This window comes from Ureibacillus sp. 179-F W5.1 NHS (genome assembly GCF_045369345.1).
In the GTDB taxonomy this organism is placed as follows: Bacteria; Bacillota; Bacilli; order Bacillales_A; family Planococcaceae; genus Ureibacillus; species Ureibacillus halotolerans.
On record NZ_JBIQFG010000009.1, the window covers coordinates 1 to 21,041 of the forward strand.

Annotated in this window: 18 protein-coding genes, 1 pseudogene and 1 riboswitch; of the genes and pseudogenes, 10 read left to right on the forward strand and 9 right to left on the reverse strand. The window is 34.5% G+C overall.

Annotated elements, in window-relative coordinates; genetic code table 11:
• Positions 1 to 96 precede the first annotated feature (96 nt).
• Together ACH0B5_RS06205 and ACH0B5_RS06210 are read right to left on the reverse strand one after the other, a co-directional pair.
• A complete protein-coding gene (locus tag ACH0B5_RS06205) occupies positions 97 to 1,338 on the reverse strand; it encodes an aminopeptidase (RefSeq protein ID WP_122971492.1) in 1,242 nt (413 codons plus the stop codon).
• An 87-nt stretch (positions 1,339 to 1,425) separates the two neighbouring features.
• On the reverse strand, positions 1,426 to 1,962 hold the full coding sequence (locus ACH0B5_RS06210) for a ribonuclease H-like YkuK family protein (RefSeq protein ID WP_174232662.1): 537 nt from the start codon (positions 1,960 to 1,962) through the stop codon (positions 1,426 to 1,428).
• Between the two features lie 148 nt (positions 1,963 to 2,110).
• Here ACH0B5_RS06210 and ACH0B5_RS06215 point away from each other — a divergent pair, with 148 nt between their 5' ends.
• Positions 2,111 to 2,749, forward strand: coding sequence for a pyridoxamine 5'-phosphate oxidase family protein (locus ACH0B5_RS06215; RefSeq protein ID WP_122971493.1), 639 nt, complete (start codon positions 2,111 to 2,113; stop codon positions 2,747 to 2,749).
• Between the two features lie 66 nt (positions 2,750 to 2,815).
• Here the strand turns inward: ACH0B5_RS06215 and ACH0B5_RS06220 are convergent.
• The 3 genes and pseudogenes from ACH0B5_RS06220 to ACH0B5_RS06230 form a co-directional block, all read right to left on the reverse strand.
• Positions 2,816 to 3,692, reverse strand: a pseudogene (locus ACH0B5_RS06220) (helix-turn-helix domain-containing protein).
• Positions 3,693 to 3,825: 133 nt separating this feature from the next.
• Positions 3,826 to 4,026, reverse strand: a complete 201-nt coding sequence (locus ACH0B5_RS06225; protein ID WP_406927581.1) for a hypothetical protein — start codon at positions 4,024 to 4,026, stop codon at positions 3,826 to 3,828.
• Positions 4,027 to 4,071: 45 nt separating this feature from the next.
• The gene (locus ACH0B5_RS06230; protein ID WP_341362698.1) at positions 4,072 to 4,212 is read right to left on the reverse strand and encodes a hypothetical protein; all 141 of its coding nucleotides are present in this window, start codon (positions 4,210 to 4,212) and stop codon (positions 4,072 to 4,074) included.
• Between the two features lie 149 nt (positions 4,213 to 4,361).
• Between ACH0B5_RS06230 and ACH0B5_RS06235 the strand changes: the two genes are divergently transcribed.
• Positions 4,362 to 4,607 (forward strand): hypothetical protein, encoded by a 246-nt coding sequence (locus ACH0B5_RS06235; protein WP_406927582.1) that lies wholly within the window; start codon positions 4,362 to 4,364, stop codon positions 4,605 to 4,607.
• Between the two features lie 372 nt (positions 4,608 to 4,979).
• On the opposite strand, the gene dapA is transcribed toward ACH0B5_RS06235, so the two are convergent.
• On the reverse strand, positions 4,980 to 5,864 hold the full coding sequence (gene dapA, locus ACH0B5_RS06240) for a 4-hydroxy-tetrahydrodipicolinate synthase (RefSeq protein ID WP_174232664.1): 885 nt from the start codon (positions 5,862 to 5,864) through the stop codon (positions 4,980 to 4,982).
• Positions 5,865 to 5,982: 118 nt separating this feature from the next.
• A riboswitch (Lysine riboswitch) is annotated at positions 5,983 to 6,162 on the reverse strand.
• A 374-nt stretch (positions 6,163 to 6,536) separates the two neighbouring features.
• On the opposite strand from dapA, the gene ACH0B5_RS06245 reads away from it, so the two are divergent.
• Together ACH0B5_RS06245 and ACH0B5_RS06250 are read left to right on the forward strand one after the other, a co-directional pair.
• Complete coding sequence (locus ACH0B5_RS06245) at positions 6,537 to 6,743, forward strand: alpha/beta-type small acid-soluble spore protein (protein WP_122971499.1); 207 nt, start codon at positions 6,537 to 6,539, stop codon at positions 6,741 to 6,743.
• A 222-nt stretch (positions 6,744 to 6,965) separates the two neighbouring features.
• The gene (locus ACH0B5_RS06250) at positions 6,966 to 9,308 is read left to right on the forward strand and encodes a bifunctional 2',3'-cyclic-nucleotide 2'-phosphodiesterase/3'-nucleotidase (protein WP_406927583.1); all 2,343 of its coding nucleotides are present in this window, start codon (positions 6,966 to 6,968) and stop codon (positions 9,306 to 9,308) included.
• Positions 9,309 to 9,348: 40 nt separating this feature from the next.
• On the opposite strand, the gene ACH0B5_RS06255 is transcribed toward ACH0B5_RS06250, so the two are convergent.
• On the reverse strand, positions 9,349 to 9,684 hold the full coding sequence (locus tag ACH0B5_RS06255; protein WP_122971501.1) for a hypothetical protein: 336 nt from the start codon (positions 9,682 to 9,684) through the stop codon (positions 9,349 to 9,351).
• A gap of 171 nt (positions 9,685 to 9,855) precedes the next feature.
• Here ACH0B5_RS06255 and ACH0B5_RS06260 point away from each other — a divergent pair, with 171 nt between their 5' ends.
• The 3 genes from ACH0B5_RS06260 to ACH0B5_RS06270 all read left to right on the forward strand — a co-directional run bounded on the left by ACH0B5_RS06260 (position 9,856) and on the right by ACH0B5_RS06270 (position 14,528).
• Complete coding sequence (locus ACH0B5_RS06260; protein WP_406927584.1) at positions 9,856 to 11,043, forward strand: DHH family phosphoesterase; 1,188 nt, start codon at positions 9,856 to 9,858, stop codon at positions 11,041 to 11,043.
• 164 nt (positions 11,044 to 11,207) lie between these two features.
• Positions 11,208 to 13,319 (forward strand): EAL domain-containing protein, encoded by a 2,112-nt coding sequence (locus tag ACH0B5_RS06265; RefSeq protein ID WP_406927585.1) that lies wholly within the window; start codon positions 11,208 to 11,210, stop codon positions 13,317 to 13,319.
• Between the two features lie 150 nt (positions 13,320 to 13,469).
• A complete protein-coding gene (locus ACH0B5_RS06270) occupies positions 13,470 to 14,528 on the forward strand; it encodes an LLM class flavin-dependent oxidoreductase (RefSeq protein WP_122971504.1) in 1,059 nt (352 codons plus the stop codon).
• Between the two features lie 43 nt (positions 14,529 to 14,571).
• On the opposite strand, the gene ACH0B5_RS06275 is transcribed toward ACH0B5_RS06270, so the two are convergent.
• Together ACH0B5_RS06275 and ACH0B5_RS06280 are read right to left on the reverse strand one after the other, a co-directional pair.
• The gene (locus ACH0B5_RS06275; RefSeq protein WP_122971505.1) at positions 14,572 to 16,095 is read right to left on the reverse strand and encodes a glycine betaine uptake BCCT transporter; all 1,524 of its coding nucleotides are present in this window, start codon (positions 16,093 to 16,095) and stop codon (positions 14,572 to 14,574) included.
• Between the two features lie 55 nt (positions 16,096 to 16,150).
• The gene (locus ACH0B5_RS06280; RefSeq protein WP_122971506.1) at positions 16,151 to 16,816 is read right to left on the reverse strand and encodes a hypothetical protein; all 666 of its coding nucleotides are present in this window, start codon (positions 16,814 to 16,816) and stop codon (positions 16,151 to 16,153) included.
• 184 nt (positions 16,817 to 17,000) lie between these two features.
• On the opposite strand from ACH0B5_RS06280, the gene ACH0B5_RS06285 reads away from it, so the two are divergent.
• From ACH0B5_RS06285 to ACH0B5_RS06295, 3 genes are all read left to right on the forward strand, one after another.
• Positions 17,001 to 17,828 carry a DUF4097 family beta strand repeat-containing protein gene (locus ACH0B5_RS06285; RefSeq protein WP_406927586.1) on the forward strand — a complete coding sequence of 276 codons (828 nt, stop codon included), beginning with the start codon at positions 17,001 to 17,003 and terminating at the stop codon, positions 17,826 to 17,828.
• A 27-nt stretch (positions 17,829 to 17,855) separates the two neighbouring features.
• Positions 17,856 to 18,401: a GNAT family N-acetyltransferase gene (locus tag ACH0B5_RS06290; RefSeq protein ID WP_406927587.1), complete on the forward strand. Its 546-nt coding sequence runs from the start codon at positions 17,856 to 17,858 to the stop codon at positions 18,399 to 18,401.
• 259 nt (positions 18,402 to 18,660) lie between these two features.
• The gene (locus tag ACH0B5_RS06295; protein ID WP_406927588.1) at positions 18,661 to 21,021 is read left to right on the forward strand and encodes a polyprenyl synthetase family protein; all 2,361 of its coding nucleotides are present in this window, start codon (positions 18,661 to 18,663) and stop codon (positions 21,019 to 21,021) included.
• Positions 21,022 to 21,041: the final 20 nt, after the last annotated feature.

Genomic DNA, 21,041 nt, shown 5'->3' on the forward strand with positions numbered 1-21,041 from the left:
GCCCCTTTAGGGGCAGTTAGTAAGGAGCCCTTATAGGGCGTTACTAAAACCGCCTGTTTTACAGGCGGATATTTATTTTTGCAAGTATTTCGATTTTTAGAAAGCCCAGTCGCCGTTACGGAAAATAGGAACGACAGTACCATCTTGTTTAATCCCATCGATATTCATTTTGTCAGAACCAATCATGAAATCAACGTGAACTGTAGATGTATTCATCCCATTTGCTTGCAGTTCCTCTTGACTCATTGTTGTCCCACCTTCAATTGTTGTAGGGTAAGCCGAACCGATAGCTAAATGATTCGATGCATTTTCATCATATAACGTATTGAAGAAAATGATGCCGGATTGGGAAATCGGCGAAGGATCTGGAACAAGGGCAACTTCTCCTAATCCAGTAGCTCCTTCGTTTTCAAATACTAATTTTTTAATCGCTTCATCGCCCTTTTCAGCGGAGATATTAACAATTTTTCCATCTTTAAAATGAACTTCAATACCTTCTATTAATGTACCCGCATAACTAAGCGGTTTTGTACTGCGAACAACCCCATCCATGCGGCGCGTATCAGGAGCCGTGAATATTTCTTCTGTCGGCATATTCGCGATAAACTCTTCACCTTTAGGGTTATAACTTTCTGCACATGCCCAAATATGGTTTTTTGGTAAACCTAACGTTAAATCTGTCCCAGGAGCAGTGTAGTGAAGGGCATCAAACTGAATTTCATTTAATTTTGCCGCTTTTTCATTTAATGTTTTCTTATGTTCATCCCATGCAGCAATTGGGTCTTCTTCATAAACGCGACATGTTTTAAAAATTTGATCCCAAAGGGCATCAACTTGTTCTTCAGAAGTTGCTAAATGGGGGAATACTGTTGCCGCCCAACTAGCTCCTGCTGCTGCAGCAACCGTCCATTTTAAATCATCGTTTTGTGTAGCTTTACGTTGGGCATGGAACGCTTTGCCCGCCACATTTTGGAAAGCTGCCACTTTCGTAGGGTCTACCCCATTTAACAGACCAGGGTCGCTAGATAAAATCGAAAGACGGCTCACTCGGTGGTTTAAAACATGATCTTCTGATTCATCAATTTCGTATTGTGGAATGTCCGTTAATACTTCTGTTGGTTGGTGTAAATAGTGTAATTTTGTAATTTCATCATCAGACCATTTGACAATAACCTTTTCTGCACCTAACGCATAAGCTTCCTGTGTAATGAATCGAGCTAAAGGAGCTTGATCAACAGTAATTGTCATTTTCACCCAATCTCCCGGTTGAACATTAATGCCTTTAGCAACTAACAGCTTTGCGTATTTTTGTAAATTTTCCATAAAGTTATTTAACATGAATGTATTCCTCCAATTTTGTGTAACTGTATCCAATATTATCATAATTTTATAAAAAATTATTTAACGAATTCAGATGGATTCATTTTATTTTGTGAAGCGGTTTGCATAGCTACTAGCAACAAAGGAATCGGGTTTTATTTTTGGTTCTAACCCGATTGATTCTAATCGGGAGACCATCTCTTCAACAAAAACTCTTGTTTTATTTCTTTTCCCAGAACCAATATCAATATGCCCTTCGATGGAAAAAGAAGCTCCTTTATAAATGTTTGGTAGAACGACATTAATTAATTGTTCTTTATGTTCATTTGTAAATAAGGAAACAACTTCTTCTGTAAGGGTTGTTTCAAAGGAAATCCGTTCATGTAAATTTGTCATTTTCCTAGGAATAATTACTTTTCGAATACATGCCCAAACACCTTTTCTTTCTTGTTGAATGACAATACCGGTGATGAACTTTGTGTAATGGGTGAAAACTTGAGAATCGGTTCCGAACATTAAACGAAAATTACCAATCGGATCTTTCTTCATGAAATGCAATATATTTTGAAATACTTGATCAAAGGGCATATTTTTTTGACTTAAATTTTGAAAGGTATTTGCCATTTCAGTATCCTTATTCATTTTTCCACCTTTCTTGTAAGTCCAGTGATTAATACATCTTATTCGATACATAGGCAGATTGATAACTAGAACTAAAATGGAACAATTGATAACATTGTAGATAGATTGTGTGGAATTTTTTGAAAATATGTAAATTGGAGTGGGATAGTTGATCGAAAAAGTAGACTTTAAACATTGTATTAAGACGGAAGAGGAACTTCGAGAGATTGTAGGATTTCCTAGTGAATTAGTTAAAAATAAAGTAATAACTTATTTAGATCATCATTGTGTCGATTTTATTTCGAAATCGCCGTTTTTAGTAATATCTACTTCGGATCAATTTGGCAATTGTGATGTTTCACCAAGAGGAGATCAACCTGATTTTGTTCACGTGTTAAATGAAAAGCAGCTCATTATACCGGAAAGGCCCGGGAATAAAAGAATGGATTCGTTGCGCAATCTTTTGTCCAACCCTAAAATAGGCCTTCTCTTTTTCATTCCGGGACTTGGTGAAACATTAAGGGTGAATGGTCGTGCCACAATTGTAAATGATGAAGCTTTACTTGAACAAATGGCTATAAGGGGGAAAATGCCCCTTTTAGGAATCGCTGTTGACGTGGAAGAATGTTTTATACATTGTGCGAAAGCATTTAAACGATCCGGTCTATGGGAGCCGGATACTTGGACAGAGAAAGAATTGTTACCCTCGGCTTCCAAAATATTATTTGAACACGCAAAACTTCCGAATAGTAGTGTCGAGGATATCCAAGAGAGGTTGGAAGAAAGCTATAGTAAGAGACTTTATTAATTGTATGTATAAAAGGTAAGGGCATTTCCCTTACCTTTGAATATCACGATTTATTTACTGATTGGATTATTCCTCATTAAAATCTAAATTAACAGGTTGAGTAGGAAGGAATTCAGTTGCCATCATATTTGTTGAAGGGACTGAATCGTCTACTTCCTCAAATCGGAATCCATCCGCCCAAACTTTTCCATTTCCTACCAATAAGACGCCGAAATGAATGGATGTACTTTGTACAGGTACGTCTAGTACGATTGAATAATAGTTCCACTCAGTCGTCCCTGTAATAGAACGGTTATCCATATTGTCAAATTGAATTGTATCCCCTGATGCATTATCGATTCGACACCATGCACCGCATTTATCTACTTGTTCTGTTTTTAAATAACACGACAATTTAATCCGTTTCCCTTTATAGATATCTGCTTGAAAACTTTGCATAATTGTTCCAAATTGCCCTTCACCAACATCTCCGGTGGAAAATAATACACCTGATTTCGTTCCTAAATGGAATACTTGATCATCAACCCCAAATGCATAGTTAGCTGGGTGGGAACCACTTAAAAATCATCCCTTTACTTTGTTACTCATATTGCTTTCCTCCATTCCGCCTATTGATCGCATCATTTTTCGATATTTTCCAGGAGGCATGGTATATACTTCTTTAAACGCGCGGGTGAAAGCTTCTTGCGATTGAAATTGTAGCATAAATGCAATTGTAATAATTGTTTCATCGGACGGAGTGTAGAAGAAACATTGCAGCTGTCGCAAGACATCTTAAACGTATATACTCTCCAATCGTTAATCCAGTTTCTTGTTTAAATACCCTTAGTAAATGATATTTTGAATATCCTACAACAGAAGGGAATTGTTTTAGTTGCAAATCATCGGTTATATGATTTTCGATATAGAGTATCAGTTGTTGCGTAGCTTCACTATATACCATTTGTGAATCACCTCTATTTCATCTTACATAAAATGAACGGAAAATTTTTGATATCAATTGCTAAAATGTACGAACAGTATGAGGAAACAAAATATAAAAGACCATCTGTAAATGACAGATAGTCTAACCGTATTTATGAATAATCCGTTACGATGAATGTTCCTGTCGTAGCAAAATTCGTCATGTCTTGGAAAATTCCTTCTACTTCTGAAAGTTTAATTTCCCGATTTACCATTTTCCCTGGTTGTAATTTACCGAGGGCAACTTGCGATAAAAGGGAATCGAAACGGGAAGCTGGCATACCAAGGGTAGTAATAAAGGACAACATAAACAAAGTTTATTGTTACCTTCTTCGAAATGAAGTTAGAACCGATTTGTATTATTCTTTTTTTTGAGTTGCAGTTTTTGTTGCTTTTGCTTGTACGTGTTCTTTAGCAATTTCCATGTTCGCTCTTAAAGTAGCTGAGTCTAAGTTGTTATTTAATGCAGCTTCTTCATTTAGTTTCTCTTCCTTTTTCATCCTGATTTCCTCCATTACTTTTAGCTGTCCTTTAGATTGCCCAATTTCATGTAGAAAATGTCATGTTATTCAAAATGGGTTTCTATTTAAGGTGCGTTTACATAGTATTAGCAAAAATATGGATACTATAATGCAAAGGAGTGATACGAATGGCTATATGTCCTTTATGTAATTCATTAAAAACGTTAGAAGTAAATTGCCCAAAATGTCATACGACATTAGAGGATTCAGGGAAAGTGTCTGATTATTTGGATCTTTATGGACACTATAATGATGAAGAAACGGTCAAAATGGGAGATGGTTATCCTAATACGGCAAAAGATCAAATTTGTCCCCATTTAATGGTTTGTAAGTCTTGTGGATATGATGAAGTACGGTTTATTAAAGAGGAATAATGAATGGTCATCGCACTGTTTATTTACAGTGCCTTTTTTTATTTTTTAATAAGTTCGCCGTATTTTACTCCCATTAGAATGAAGGGATTACTTCCATTAATAATAGGGAATGTACTATTTGTTTTTCTGTTGTTAAAAGTATATTTTCTTCAGATTGCTTTGCATGGGAATACACTGTGAAATATTTTGATATAAAATATAGGAAGAAATGGAGGAAAGTGTTATATTTGGTACATAATTCTAATAACAGACATGTCACTCAAACTTCTGTCAAAAAGTAAATAGATGGAGGGGAAGTTAAAACATATGTAATAGAAAAGAGATCGTCAATTGGAAGACGATCTCTTTGGAAACTTTGGAATAATCGATTATTTAAGAAATGACTTTATGTTGAGTATTTAAAACCTCTTTCAATGAATCGAGTTCTAATTTGTTTAGTGGCACCATTGGTAAACGTACACCACCAACCGGAATTCCGTTTAAATTTAAAGCTGCTTTTACTGAAGTCGGATTAGGAGTAGCAAAAAGTACTTTCATGATAGGTAACAATTTACGATGGTCCTTTGCTGCTTCACTTAAGTTCCCGATTAGGAATTTTTTAATCATCGCTTGCATCTCTTGACCAATAATATGAGACGCCACTGAAATGACACCAGCTCCTCCAATGGATAAGACAGGTAATGTTAAGCCATCATCCCCGCTATATAATGAAAAATTACTAGGTGTTTTTTCGATAATTTCAGCCATTGCATCTAAATTACCACTAGCTTCTTTAATCGCAACGATATTTGGTATTGCTGAAAGACGAACAATCGTTTCAACTGAAAGACTTACAATGCTGCGACCAGGTACATTGTATAGAATGATTGGTAAGGATGTTTCATCTGCAATTGCTTTGAAGTGTCGATACAATCCTTCTTGAGAAGGTTTGTTATAGTATGGAGCTACTAACATGATGCCATCCACACCAACGTTTTCAGCCTGTTTTGTTAATTCAATCGAGGCTTTTGTGTTGTAAGAACCTGTACCGGCAATAATCGGAACTCTCCCATCTACAACCTTCACAGTAAATTTAAATAATTCTACCTTTTCATCTTCTGATAAAGTTGGGGATTCTCCAGTCGTACCTGAAATGACTAAAGCATCTGTACCGTTGGCAAGCAAATAATTAATTAAGTTTTCGGTAGCCACCCAATCAATTTCTTCCCGTTCATTAAAGGGAGTCACCATAGCAGTTAAAATTTTTCCGAAATTCATACTTCTCCACATCCTTATATTTTATTAGAAAATAGAGGGAGAAGGGCGTTAAGTTAAGTAAACGCAAAAAAGCAACAACGAGGGATCGTTGTTGCGTAGAAATAAACTTCATTTCTTTGCGTAAGATAGCCCTCCATATAGAAACCTATATGACAGTCCTGCATTTGTTCAATAACAGAACCAGCTTCGAGATAATGAGGCTCTCAAAAGCTTCGGCAAATTCCCCTTTCCACAATTGTCATAGGATCTCATTATCCTCAAATTGCGTACTGATGGTCTTTGCTCCTCTATCCTTACTTCAAAAGGTAATTGAAATAAGTGAATATTTAATTATTAAAATCATACATGTTTAAACGTAAGATTGCAATACTTTAACTGTCATTTTTTTCATCTACCATATAAAGATTTTGAAAAGCTATTTCAACGTGGTTTTATTAATAAGCCTTGAAATTAAACATTTATTTAGTGAAATTTCCGTCATAAAACGAATAAAAAAGACATGTAATTGTTATTTGAATTTTATTATGACCTTTTGATTTTATTTACATGTAGATTTTTTTGACAAAATTAGTATGAAAGTATACGAGGGAAATTGATACTTTGGTGGAATGATTTATCACAGTATTAATTAGCGCACCTGGAACATTCTAATATCACAAGGAGGTGAAGAAAATGGCTTCTAATAGAAGTTCAAATAAACTACTGTTTCCTGGTGCACAAGCTGCAATGGATCAAATGAAATATGAAATCGCACAAGAATTTGGTGTGAACCTTGGACCTGAAGATGCTTCACGCGCGAATGGTTCAGTTGGTGGTGAAATTACAAAACGTCTTGTTCAAATGGCAGAGTCACAATTAAAAGGACGTTCTGGACAATAATTGAAAATTTAGAGTGACTGGGGGCTGATACAAAAAACTTCATTTTTTGTGTCAGCCTTTAAAAATGATACATATAATATTGCCCCATTTTTGAGACGATTATTGCTAGATAGCAAACAATATTATAAAACTGTTAAATATTAATAAATAAGTATATTTATATCTTACTTTTTGATATTATTTAATTGTTTGAAAAGTCTTATAAATGGGAGATGAGTTTTAATGTGGAAGAAAGTTTCCGCCTCTGCCTTAGCTTTATCGATAGCTGTTGTCGGTATGACAAATATTGAACAAGCAAGTGCTAAAAAAGTAGATGAGGTAACACGTGGCGAATATGTAAAAACAGTTATTGAAGCTATGGATGTAGAATTAGGTTCAGGCAAAACGGTTAACTTTAAAGATGTTCCTGATTCTTTAAAACCGTATATTGAAAAAGCAATTGAATTACAACTCATCGAAGGAAAGACGGATAAACGTTTTGCACCAGAGGGAAAAATGACCTTAGAGGAAGCCGTTGTCAGCCTTGTTCATATGCTAGATGATGACAAAACGTACTCAGAAGATACTTTAAAGAAATATAAAGATTATCATGCAATTAAAAAAGAAAATCGTGATGAATTTGCAAAAGCGGTTGAATATGGGTTTTTAAATAGTTTTGAAGGAAAAACGTTAAAACCGAAAAATGTCATTTCTGAATATCAATTATATCAACTATTAAACGCTTTTCTTGAAGAATATAAAACAACCGTTGATTTACGTATTTTAGGTACATCAGACATTCATACAAATTTAATGAATTATGACTACTACAAAGATACTGAATCGAACAGTTTAGGTCTTGTTAAAACAGCAACATTAATTAAAGAAGCGCGTAAAGAAAATAGCAACACATTATTATTTGATAATGGTGATACGATTCAAGGAACTCCATTAGGTTCTTATAAACAATCGGTTGATGTTTTAGAAGAAGGGGAAGAACATCCATCGATAACGGCAATGGAACTGTTAGATTATGATGCATCGACTCTTGGGAACCATGAATTTAATTATGGATTAGATTATTTAGATGAAGTTTATGATGATGCTGATTTCCCATTTGTTAATGCGAATGTACGTGATGCAAGTACAGGTGATTATATGTATACGCCATATGTCATTATTGAAAAAGAAGTTGTAGATGAAAAAGGCAAAGAGTCTACAGTCAAAGTTGGTGTAACAGGTATTGTTCCACCTCAAATTTTAAATTGGGACAAGTCTCACTTACTTGGACAAGTGACGGTAGATGACTCAGTACATGCAGTTGAAAATGTTGTTTCTGACATGGAAAAAGAAGGGGCAGATGTAATTGTCGTTCTTTCCCACTCTGGTATGGGTGATATGACACATACTGAAGGGGAAGAAGATGTCACTTATTTGTTATCTAAAGTAAAAGGTGTAGATGCAATCATTTCAGGTCATGCCCACCAAGTATTTCCTGGAGATGTGGATGCATCATTAACTGGTGTCAATGTGGAAGAAGGAACGATGAATGGTGTTCCTGTTGTTATGCCAGGTAAATACGGAAGTCATTTAGGTGTAATTGATTTAACGTTGGAGAAAAAAGGTAAGGATTGGAAAGTTGTTAATGGAACAGGGGAAGTTCGCAAAATTGCTGCTGATTCATCTGACGTAGATCAAGATGTGGCGGAAGCGGTGAAAGAAGCCCATGATGGGACGATAAATTATGTTCGACAACCAGTAGGGCAAACAACAGCTGATATCCATAGTTATTTCTCACAAGTGTTAGATGACCCATCGATTCAAATTGTAACAGATGCTCAAAGTCTTTATGTGAAGGAGAAAATCAAAGGAACGGAATTTGAAAATCTTCCAGTATTATCAGCAGGTGCACCATTTAAAGCGGGAACTCGCAGTGATCCAGAATATTATACATTTGTTCCGAGCGGTGAACTTGCGATTAAAAACGTAGCCGATTTATATTTATATGATAATACATTGGCAATCCTTAAAGTTACGGGTGCTGATGTAAAAGAATGGCTTGAAATGTCTGCAGGTCAATTCAATCAAATCGACTCAAATAGTACAGATGAGCAACAACTAATTAATACGAATTTCCGTTCTTACAATTATGATGTTATTGATGGAGTAACTTACGAAATTGATGTAACTCAACCTGCAAAATATGATCCGGATGGAAATTTAATTCATCCAGAAGCAAGTCGTATTGTAAATTTACAATATAATGGCGAACCAATTGATTTAGAACAGGAATTTATCGTAGCAACAAATAATTATCGTGCAAATGGAACATTCCCAGGGGTGCGAAACGCATCATATGTAGAAGTTTATCCGGATGAAAATCGTCAAGCGATTATTGACTATATCATTCAAAATAAAACCATTGATCCAACTGCTGATGGTAACTGGAGATTTGCTGAACTTCCTTTAAATTCAAATGTTATTTTTGAAACATCAAAAAAGGCAGTTGATTTTATCCCAGAAGGTAGCACGATTCAATATATTGGAGAGGGCTCCGATGGATTCGGTAAATATTCTTTAAACTAATTTTCAATACTCCACATAAGTAAATGCTTGTGTGGAGTTTTTATGTTCTTTTCAATTTTTCAAGTTCTTTTAGTAAATATTCCATTTGCTTTTCTAAGTTTTCAATTCTTTCATTGGCATCGTTATAATAACTACTACCTATATTTCTATTCGAATTATTGGCAATTACTTCACTTTTATATTCTTCGAGGTCTTCTAATAAATCTCGAACGGCTAGGAAAGATGCTGTAGTAGAAATAATGCCGCCCACAGTTGAAATGAGTCCGCCAATAGCACCAAGTTTTGCAATGAAAATATCGGTTTTCAGTGCATCTATCTTTTTTTGTTGAATTTGGTCAGGATAACGAGATGGATTACGATTTCTACTTTTAGTCATTCCTAGACCTCCTTCAAAATTATTTCATAGTAGTTTATGAAAAAGTTGAAAAGAGGTCAATGACAACAGAACTATTAATGTTGATTACATAGTAATTTCTTGAAAAAATTGCTGAAGGAAAATTATGAAATAGCATTTAAATATCCATACTACAATTTGAGGTGAAGTGGTATGTATAAATTATTGTCCCATAACGATTTGGATGGGGTAGGCTGTGGTATTTTAGCGAAGCTTGCTTTTGGTCAAGATGTGAAAGTGAGATACAATTCGGTATCTTCTCTTAATAGAGAAATTGAATACTTTCTAGAAAATGATTCACCAGATACATTTTTACTCATTACGGATTTATCTCCTAATGAAGAGAATGAAAATCGTTTAACAAGTTATTACAAAGAACATGGGAATGTCCAATTAATTGATCATCACAAAACCGCTTTACATTTAAATGATTATGAATGGGGATACGTTGTTGTAGAGGAGGAAAGTGGAAAGTTAACTTCTGCTACTTCTTTATTTTATCAATATCTTGTTTACCATCAACATTTAGAAGAAAGTGAGGCTATTTCTGAATTTGTTGAACTTGTAAGACAATATGATACATGGGAATGGGAAAAGAATGAAAATCATAAAGCCCATTCATTAAATTCCCTCTTTTTTCTCGTATCTATCGATGAATTTGAACTGAAAATGATTGAACGTCTTCGTACAAGTGACCATTTTGACTTCGATGACTTCGAAAAGAAGTTGCTGAATATGGAAGAAGATAAAATTGAGCGCTATATAAGAAGGAAAAAAAGGGAGATTGTACAAGCGTTAGTTGGGAAGTTTTACGCTGGCGTTGTTTATGCTGAATCTTATCATTCCGAAGTAGGGAACGAATTAGCAAAGGAACATCCCCATCTTGATTACATTGCCATATTAAATATGGGCGGGAAAAGAATATCATTCCGTACCAATCGTGATGATGTGGATGTTTCAGAAATTGCAGGACGTTATGGGGGGGGAGGTCACCAAAAAGCTTCAGGCAGTTCGTTGACCGAGGAAGCATATAAACATTTTGTCTTAAATACGTTCCATTTAGATCCGCTCCATGAAGATGCCAAAAGAAATCGTTACAATTTGAAGGAATCGTCTGAATTTGGTTCACTCTATATAAATCGACGGGAAGATATTTTCTTGCTAACTTTGAAAGACGAACAATGGTTGGTTGAAAGAAATAGAGAAGTATTAGATCTAACTTTTTCTACTTATAGTGAATGTGAGAGCTTTTTAAAAAGGAACTACGAAGCTTGGTTAGCGAGGGATGATGTGTTTGTAGAGTATTTAATGAGCAAGGTAAAGGCGGCAAAAGGAAGTTAAATATGTTCCGTTTATCCCCATTCATAGTACTTTTAAAGTGGCCAATGGTATTGGTCACTTTTTTACTTAAAAAGAGGGAATTTCAACGAAGTTCAGTGTGACTTTAAATAATAAAAATAAGTATCATTAAAATAATTATAACTTGAAAATTTGGTGGGGCAACGATGGACAAACAATATCGTGATTTAGTAACAACGGAGGAACAATCTTTTAAAAACAATAAAGAACAAAAGCATAAAGAAATGGTCGATTCAAAAATTAATTTTATTAAAACATTGAAAAATATACAAAACGGTATTTTTACAATGAAAAAGAATGATGATGGAAAACTCTTTTATACAGTTGCTATTGGTAAGTTAATGGAGGAAATTGGAGCAGGTGAAGATATTATTCTAAACCATTCTCCCCACGAAGTTTTTACTGAAGAAATCGCGAATATAAAGCAATTACATTATGAAAAAGCATTTCAAGGTGAACGGGTAAATTATGAAATCGAGTTGAAAGGTAAGCGATTATTTATCGATATTACTCCAATTAAAACGGCTCATGTTGTTACCGAAATTTTAGGTACAGTGCTCGATATCTCAGAATTAAGGTCTATCCAAAAAGAACTTCAAGTGAATCAAGAGCAAATGAATTCATTATTAAATTTTAGTCAAGATTATCTCATTATTTTTAATCAATTTGGTCAAATCATTAATATGAATTTCAAAGCGAAGGAGCTTTTTGAGTTAACGAATAAAAAGGTTGATTTTTTGAAGTTAGAAAAAAACGTTATAGAACAATATGTTCCTAATTTAAATGAGTTTTTAGATCAAGCCCTCAAGGGGAATTTTAAACATTTTGAGCTTGATGTTTTATCGAAACAGAATGAGAAAATGTTTTTTAGCGCAACTTTTTTTCAAATTATTGTAGATAATATTATTGTAGGTGCTTATCTAATAGGAAAAGATATAACGGAACAAAAAAGAATACAAGATTTAAATGCTTATTTAGCCCATCACGATGAACTGACTACCCTTTTTAATCGAAGATGGATTGAGCAAAAAATGAAGGATTCCATCCAAGAAGCGAGTCGAATTAATAAAAAACTTGCGGTTATGTTTATTGATTTAGATCGTTTTAAATTGATTAATGATACGTTAGGTCATTTTATTGGGGATGAATTGTTAAAAGAAATTGGGAAGAGAATATTAAATAATATTAACCAAGAAAACCATTTTGCCGCTCGTATGGGTGGGGATGAGTTTACTATTTTATGTACAGATGTGGAATCGGAAACGTCCGTATTTCAATTAGCTGAGACATTTTTGCAAGATTTAACAAAACCTATCTATATAGAAGGGTTAGAACTTTTAATAACAGCGAGTATGGGAATTAGTTTTTATCCATCGGCAGGAATTGACGTTGTAGATTTGATGAAAAAGGCAGATATCGCTTTATACCGTGCAAAAGAACTTGGTCGTAATATGTACCAAGTCTATGACCATTCGATGATTAAACAAAATTATCAATCATTTTTGTTAGAAAGAGACTTAAGAAAAGCAATTTTAAATAATGAATTTACAGTCTACTTACAACCGAAAGTGGATGCCTTAACAGGAAAGATAATTAGTGCTGAAGCATTAATACGTTGGAAACATCCTCAACTAGGACTCATTTCACCGAGTGATTTTATTCCAATGGCAGAAGAAACAGGGTTAATTATTCCATTAGGCAAATGGATAAAAAGAAAAGTTTGTGAACAGTTGGTAAAGTGGCGGGAAAAAGGTCTTTCCATTATTCCGATTAGCGTTAATATAACTTCTAAGCGTTTTTTACAAAAAGAGTTTTCAAAAGAAATACGACAATTGCTTGACGAGTTCCATTTAGAAGGAAAATGGTTAGAAATAGAGATTACGGAAAACTCAATCATGAGGAATGAAGAAAACGTGCTTCAAACATTAAGAGAGTTAAAGGAGTTAGGCGTTAAAATTTATATTGATGATTTTGGAACGGGTTATTCATCTTTTCATTATTTAAAAACCTTCCATTTGGATGGGATTAAAATCGACCGTTCATTTATTCAAAACATTTCTTCTGAATCGGAAAACGCCAGTATAACTGCAGCGATGATTAAGATGGCTCAACAACTTAAATTAGAAGTGATAGCGGAAGGAGTCGAAACAAAAGAGGAATTGAACTATTTGCTTGAACTGAATTGTCATTATATACAAGGGTTTTATTTCGGGAAACCTTGTCCAATTGAAGATTTTAAAACGAAATATTTATTATGAATAGTCCATTCATTTTTCTAAAAGTTTCATAACAAAATCGGAAAAATTGAAACATAATCCAATTCTCATGTATGATGAAGTCGGAATAGTTTAAAAAACCTACTTTACTTTTTAAAATGGACGGTATAAGTACATAGAGGAGTGGAATAAATGGAAATTGGTTTAACAACCTTTGTAGAAACAACACCTGATGTGAATACAGGGAAAGTAATTAGTCATGCAGAACGTATAAGAGAAGTTGTCGAAGAAATTGTGTTAGCAGATCAAGTAGGACTAGATGTATTTGGGGTTGGCGAACATCACCGAAAAGATTATGCTTGTTCAGCTCCAGCGGTTTTACTTGCAGCTGCAGCCTCTCAAACAAAGCATATTCGATTAACGAGTGCTGTTACAGTTTTATCTTCGGATGATCCTGTACGGGTGTTCCAAGAATTTTCAACGGTTGATGCCATTTCCAGTGGACGAGCGGAAATTATGGCAGGTCGTGGTTCGTTCATTGAATCCTTCCCTTTATTTGGCTACGATTTGAAAGATTATGATGAATTATATGAGGAAAAATTAGATTTATTATTACAGCTAAGAGAAAAAGAAGTTATTAACTGGAGTGGTAAACATCGCCCTGATATCGTTAATCGAGGAGTTTATCCTCGTCCTGTTCAAGATCCATTACCGGTTTGGATTGCAAGTGGTGGGACACCTCAGTCGGTTGTTCGTGCAGGAGTACTTGGCTTACCATTAGTTTTAGCTATCATTGGTGGAAGTCCATTACAGTTTGCGAACCTTGTGAAATTGTATTATCGAGCTGCAGAAGAAGCAGGACATGATATTTCAAAGTTAACAGTTGCTTCCCATTCCCATGGCTTTGTTGCTGAAAGTACAGATGTAGCGGTGGAAAAATTCTTCCCACCAACACAAAGAGCAATGAATGTGTTAGGTAGAGAGCGTGGATGGGGTCCATATACCCGGGAAACCTTTGACTACGCCCGTAGTTTAGAAGGGGCATTATATGTAGGAGATGCAAAAACAGTAGCTGAGAAAATCATTTTCCTTCGTAAAAAAGTGGGGATAACACGTTTTATGTTACATTGCCCAGTTGGTTCAATGCCCCATGAAGATGTTATGAAAGCAATTGAACTTTTAGGTAAAGAAGTTGCTCCGATGGTTAGAGAAGAAATTAGTCGTTGGGAAGCAGCTGGAAAACCTGAATAATAGAAAGAGCTGTCCAAATACATATATTTTTGGACAGCTTTTTTTATGCATTATTCTTTCCCCTTGATTTCCTTCGTTGAACATCTAATTCGCCTTTTAACCCCTTCAGTAATGAATAGGACATAAACAACATAATAATAGCAAACGGTAAAGCGGCTACAATGGATGCGGTTTGTAATACTTCTAATCCACCAGAGATGAGTAGTACGGAAGCAACCGCTGATTGGATAATCCCCCAAGTCATTTTAATTTTATTGGAAGGGTTTAAAGTACCGCCCTCACTTAACATCCCTAAGACGAAGGTTGCTGTATCAGCAACTGTGACGTAATAAATTGCAACAAGGGCAAAGCCTAATATGCTTAAAAATGAACTTAAAGGTAAGTGTTCAAAGAAAGTGAAAATCGCTAAAGACACATTATCTGCAATATATTCTGCTAATGCATGATTGTCAGAATGGACAACCATATCTAGTGCAGAGCCACCAAAGATGGACATCCAAATACATGTTCCAAGAGTCGGAACAATTAGTACTCCAATCACAAACTCTTTAATTGTTCTTCCTCTTGAAATACGGGCAATAAACATGCCGACAAACGGAGCCCAGGCAATCCACCATGCCCAATAGAATAACGTCCAACTCGCAATCCATTCTCCCTCGCCAAACGGTTTTAATCGTAAACTCATTTGTATAAAGTCGTTAAGGTACATCCCTGTTGTATTAAAAAATACTTTAATAATGGTTAATGTAGGACCAACAATTAATAACAATAATAAAATGGCAAAAGATATTATCATCGCACCGTTTGATAAATATTGAATCCCTTTTTCTAAACCTGTATTAATGGAAATAAGGAAAATAATTGTAGCAACGACAATAACGATGATTTGAACAAGTAATGTATTTGGGACATTAAAAATAGAATGCATACCGGCCGTTACTTGTAAGGCGCCTAGTCCAAGGGAGGTTGCAATACCAAAAACTGTCGCAAAGACGGAAAGAATATCAATCGTTTTCCCTAAAGGACCATGTATGCGGTCACCGAGTAATGGATAAAAAACAGAACTAATTGCTGCCGGTAGTCTTTTATTATATTGAAAGAAGGCAAGGGCTAAACCGATAACTGTGTAAATGGCCCATGGATGAAGTCCCCAGTGAAAAAACGTATAAGACATGGCCGTATTTGCGGAATCAATCGTATATCCTTCACCGAAGGGAGGGGTTGTAAAGTGGGTTACTGGCTCAGCCACACTCCAATAGACAATCCCAATCCCCATACCAGCTCCAAATAACATTGCAAGCCAGGAAGGTGTTTTAAAATCGGGACGATCTGTTGCTTTTCCGAGCCTAATATGACCAAATTTTGAAAAAAGTAAATAGATGGAAAAAACAACGAAGAAGAAGGTAGCTCCAATATAGATCCATCCCAAATTATTAATTGTTCCGTTATAAATAATATTCGTAACCTTCGTTAAGTTTTCGGTGAAAAACACTCCCCAAATGATAAAGAGTAATGTGAGTATTAAGGAAATAATAAAGACGCTATTTTCTTTTAGCTTTCCAATCATGAAAATCCTCCGTTTACTTCTTGATGTATGTTCATATAGTGAGTAAGGAACAAAATTATTTGTCACCTAAATGATAAAGAAAAAGCCACTTTTCTGTATCCATTAATTCATCTTGATGTAGGCTTTGTCCATTGCCGAGAAAAACCGTACTACCTTCAATACCGATGACCATTGCTTCTAAGGTAGTTTCTTTATCATTTTTTTTATACACATCCCCTACTATCGGAAGGAGGTCATCAACTCCGATATTCTCTGATTCATTACCATTAAGGGGAATATCTTCATTACTTCCTTTATCGCGATATTCAATCGGATTACTTTTTTCATGTCGTCCTGGCACCATTAATAAATATTCATGGTGACGAATTCCGTTCGAATTATTTGTAATAACGCCTTTATTTTCAACGGTTGCAACAACTTCAATTTCATTTAAAGAATAGTGATCTAAATAATCTGGGGTAGGGTTTGTAATTAATATATAATCCCCGACTTCGGCTCTCCTATCCTTTGAAAGGGTATAAACTTTTTTATTGAAAATAAAACTATCTAATTCTTTCGGTTGGTATCGTTCAACTTCAGCTGCACTAGATAAATGTTGTGTTAAATCGCGAAGTCGAATTAAATGAACGGATTTTTTATACATTGGTTTTACAGCATAAACTCTATGCAATTCATTTTCATAATAAACAAATTGTCCCTTTCGAACTTGAAATAATTTCATGGAAGACACTCCTTAAAACCCATTTTCTTTAGGATGTTCAATTGAATAGAAAATATGTTGATGTCATTACACGATGCTACGTCTTAAGACTTAGAAGAAATTACAGTTTAGGGTCATTATTTTCTGTAATTTTATTCTGTAATATGAACTTAAAATGATGAGTAGGGAAGGGAAGAAGGTTAGTTTGAATAAAAAAGTAATGATTGGTTTTTTATTAGTCGCCATTGTGGCATTTATATTGTTTAATGTATTTTCAAATAGAAATTCGGAAGAAGAAGTAAAAATGAATAAAGATTTTACCCATGTTGAAGTGGAGTCTGAGAATGTTCATATTCACTTGCAGCCTACTAATAGTGACACAACGACAGTACAGCTTGTAAACAATGAAAACGACCGATATAAATTGGATGTTGACCTAAAAGGAAATACATTACAAATCGATGTGGATCGCAAATGGTTTAAAAAATTCTTCTTTAATTTCTTTGCTGATACACCAACTGTTAATGTAATGTTACCTGAAAAAGAATTTAAGGAAATAAATGCAACTACTGATAACGGGGATATATTAGTAAAAAATGTGAAAGTAGAAAACTTTATCGGAGAAACGGATAATGGAAATATCGAGGCACAGAAGATGGAAGTAGAAGATTTTGTTGGAGAAGCAGATAATGGCGATATTATTTTAGACGACCTTGCAAGTAAAGTCATTACTACGGAATTGAACAATGGAAATATTAAAATTAAAAATAGTACTGGTACAATTGTTGGTGAGTCCGATAATGGAGATATTTCAGTTCATACCGAAGTCTTAAATCAACCGATGGAGTTGGAAACAAATAATGGATCAATCAATATTGAAACAAATAAAGAGCCATCCGATATCCTAATCGATGTGAATACGGATCACGGTAAAGTTAGTGTTTTTGGCAAAGATAATAAACAAACAACATTTGGAAATGGTAAGACAGTTATAGAATTGACATCTGACAATGGGGATATTACAGTGAAGTAAAATTAATGGAACTTTGAGGTGTCAAAGATGAATACGATTGAAATTCGAGAATTACATCCAAAGGATATTGAATACCTTCATAATTTTTATCGATTTGTTATTACCCATACTTTTGAAAAAGAAGGAATCGCTCATTTAAAAGATGATATTGAAAGGGAAATTGAGACGAAGAAAAAGTATTTAGAAGATGCAATTTTATCTAATGGTAAGGAACGTTATTTTTTATTGGCCTTTGGGGAAAATCAAATCATCGGTTCTATCGAATATGGACCTGTTAGTCCTTTAATAGTAAAGGAAACAAATGAAGAGTATCAACATTTACCGGAAGTTGGATCTTTGTATGTGCATCCTAATTATCAAAAACAAGGGATTGGCAGTAAACTTTTACAAGGTATTTTTCAAGTATTGAAAAGTAAAGGAATTAAAGAGTTTTGCTTTGATAGTGGGTATAAAGAAGCGCAACAAATGTGGACGAATAAGTTTGGAAATCCGAATATTCTTTTAAAAGATTATTGGGGTGAAGGAGAACATCATATGATATGGAGAAGACAGGTTGATAATGTATTAAAATAATAATTAGAGGCTCATCTATGTGAGCCTCTAATTATGAAGAACGTAAATGTTTTGTAATCCGTTTCTTCATTGTTAAATGCCTCCTGACAACGTAAATTTCGTTGTACTACCGAATTTCCTGAAAGCCCATATATTTGCTACAAAGTGTGTAAACTTTTATGATGTAACTATTCCTTTTTAGGAAAGATGGTTTGCAAAATATAGGATTTGGATGTTTCCTTCAAACACTAAAGAGATTAAAGAGTAAAGGTGATTAGAAATGAAAAATGATGTAATGAGTGCTGATCAATATTATCAGCAGGCAGAAGAGGAAGCAAGGCAATATTTTAATGTGCTTTATAAAGAAGTTATCGACAAGTCCTATTTAGACACTTTAGTTGATGACTTTCATTGGTGGGGAAAAAATCATATTCATTCTTCTAAACTCTTTACTTTATTCTCTCTGAAAAAAAGAAAACCAAATTCAAAGGATAGCGTACGTTATATAAAATGGTTAGATTATACGAATCAATTAGACGATTATTTAAACCGAAGCATTTCGTATATATATTTACGTGATTTAGGTAAAACCTTGGATGATCCAACGACAAATTTAAAAATCAATCGAGTAGTAGAGCAAGTAAAGGAACAGTTACTTTTATCGTCAAAAAATAATGAAAATGAATTATTTACCTTTGATTGGATCATTAAAAAAGCTAAAGAAGAACAAATAGAAGTAGTGGTAGATTGGCTTATTAACAAGTTAAATAAAGTTGCCACAAAAATTCCAGAAAAACTAGATGCGGTTAATGCCGAACGAAAGCTTGTTAAAATTATTGCTGGCGTACTAATGCATACAATGGATGAACTGGATGACCAAGTATCCTCAGCGGAACGTATAAATAAATTAGAAGATGCAATACGATTAGGTTATTCCTATGGTTTAACTTATCCTTTCATAGATGACCTCCTGGATTCGAATTTATTGTCTGTAAAAGAAAAAGCCCAATACTCACAATTAATCCGAACCTCACTCCTTACTGGAACGGTCCCTCCTTTAAATGAAAGAAGTTGGTCAAAAGAAACCCTTGAGTTTATAGGATTTATCCATCAAGAGCTAAAGGAAGCCTTCGAATTCATTCAGTCCCATCAAAAATCTGATAAATTTTTTCAACAAGCCTATATATTTTTTCAATCCCAAGAAGTAGATCGAAGGAAGGACTTAGATTTTACTAATTACTCTAACGAGGAACTTTATATACCGATTATTTTAAAATCCTCTTCCTCTCGATTAATTGCTAGGGCTGTTATTCAAGAAACGGATGAAGACTTTGAACAACGAACCTTTTTATATGGTATATATAATCAATTGGCAGATGACTTTGCTGATATGTTTGAGGATTTAGAAATGGGTGCAGTTACCCCTTACACTTATTACATGACGCACTATGACAAGAGAAGGGATTTGATTAACCCTTTCGAAATGTATTGGGCTGTTATAATGAATTTAATTCATCGTGTTTATCACGCTGACGTTAAAACGAAGGACGTTATATTAAAACGTGCTATTAATGGATTAAAAAGATTTAAAGAAAAACATGGTCATACGAAATATCGCCAAGTGATGGAAATGTTTACTAAAGATATTCCTCAGTTAAAGGATTTGTTGCAGAGAGTAGTAGGGAAAGCCGATGATGTAGCCTTCTTCGACAAACTATTACGTGATCAGATGATTGATAGTTTAAAAAGGGAACGGAAGGAGAGGGACTATTTTAAAGCAAAGATAAAAGATGTAAAAGAGCAAATCAATCAACATTTACCAATTGCCGATGAACCTTTTTTGCTTAAGGATGATCTTATTGAAGCAGCTAATTATAGTTTAGTAGGAGATGGCAAAAGATTAAGACCGATCATTAGTTGGTTTGTCGGAGTAGAAATGTATGGATTAAAAGAAACCGCCCTCGTTCCTCTCTTTAACTCATTGGAATATATGCATACGGCTTCTCTCATTTTTGATGATTTACCTTCCCAAGATGATGCATCGATTCGTAGAGGACGCCCGACGGTACATGAAATATATAATGTTGCGTTAGCAGAATTGACAGGTTTATTTTTAACCCAAAAGGCGATGGAGCAACAAACATTACTACAGGATTTTGATGCACGTAATGTACTGGAATTGGTTCGCTATTCTGCCCAAGTGACAGCAAACATGTGTAAAGGTCAAGGGTTAGATTTACTATCTAAAGAAAGAAAGTTTACTTTAGAGGAACTTCATACGATGGGTTTCTATAAAACAAGTTTAGGATTTGAAGCCTCTCTATTGATGCCCGCCATTTTAGCGAATGCATCTGAAATGGAAAGAAATAGTTTGAAAAAATTTGCACGTCATGCGGGAATTGCCTTTCAAATTAAAGATGATTTACTAGATCGGATAGGTGATGCGACGATATTAGGAAAGCCGGTAGGGAAAGATGTAGATAATGAAACATCTACCTTTGTTACGATTTTAGGAATAGAAGGTGCTAAAAAGGCGATGTGGGAACAATATTGTTTCGCTTTGGAAGCTTTAAAAGAAATTCCTCATGAAACGAATTTTTTAAAACAATTATTAAATTATCTTGTATTTCGAAACAGTTAACACAAGATTGTATTGAGTAA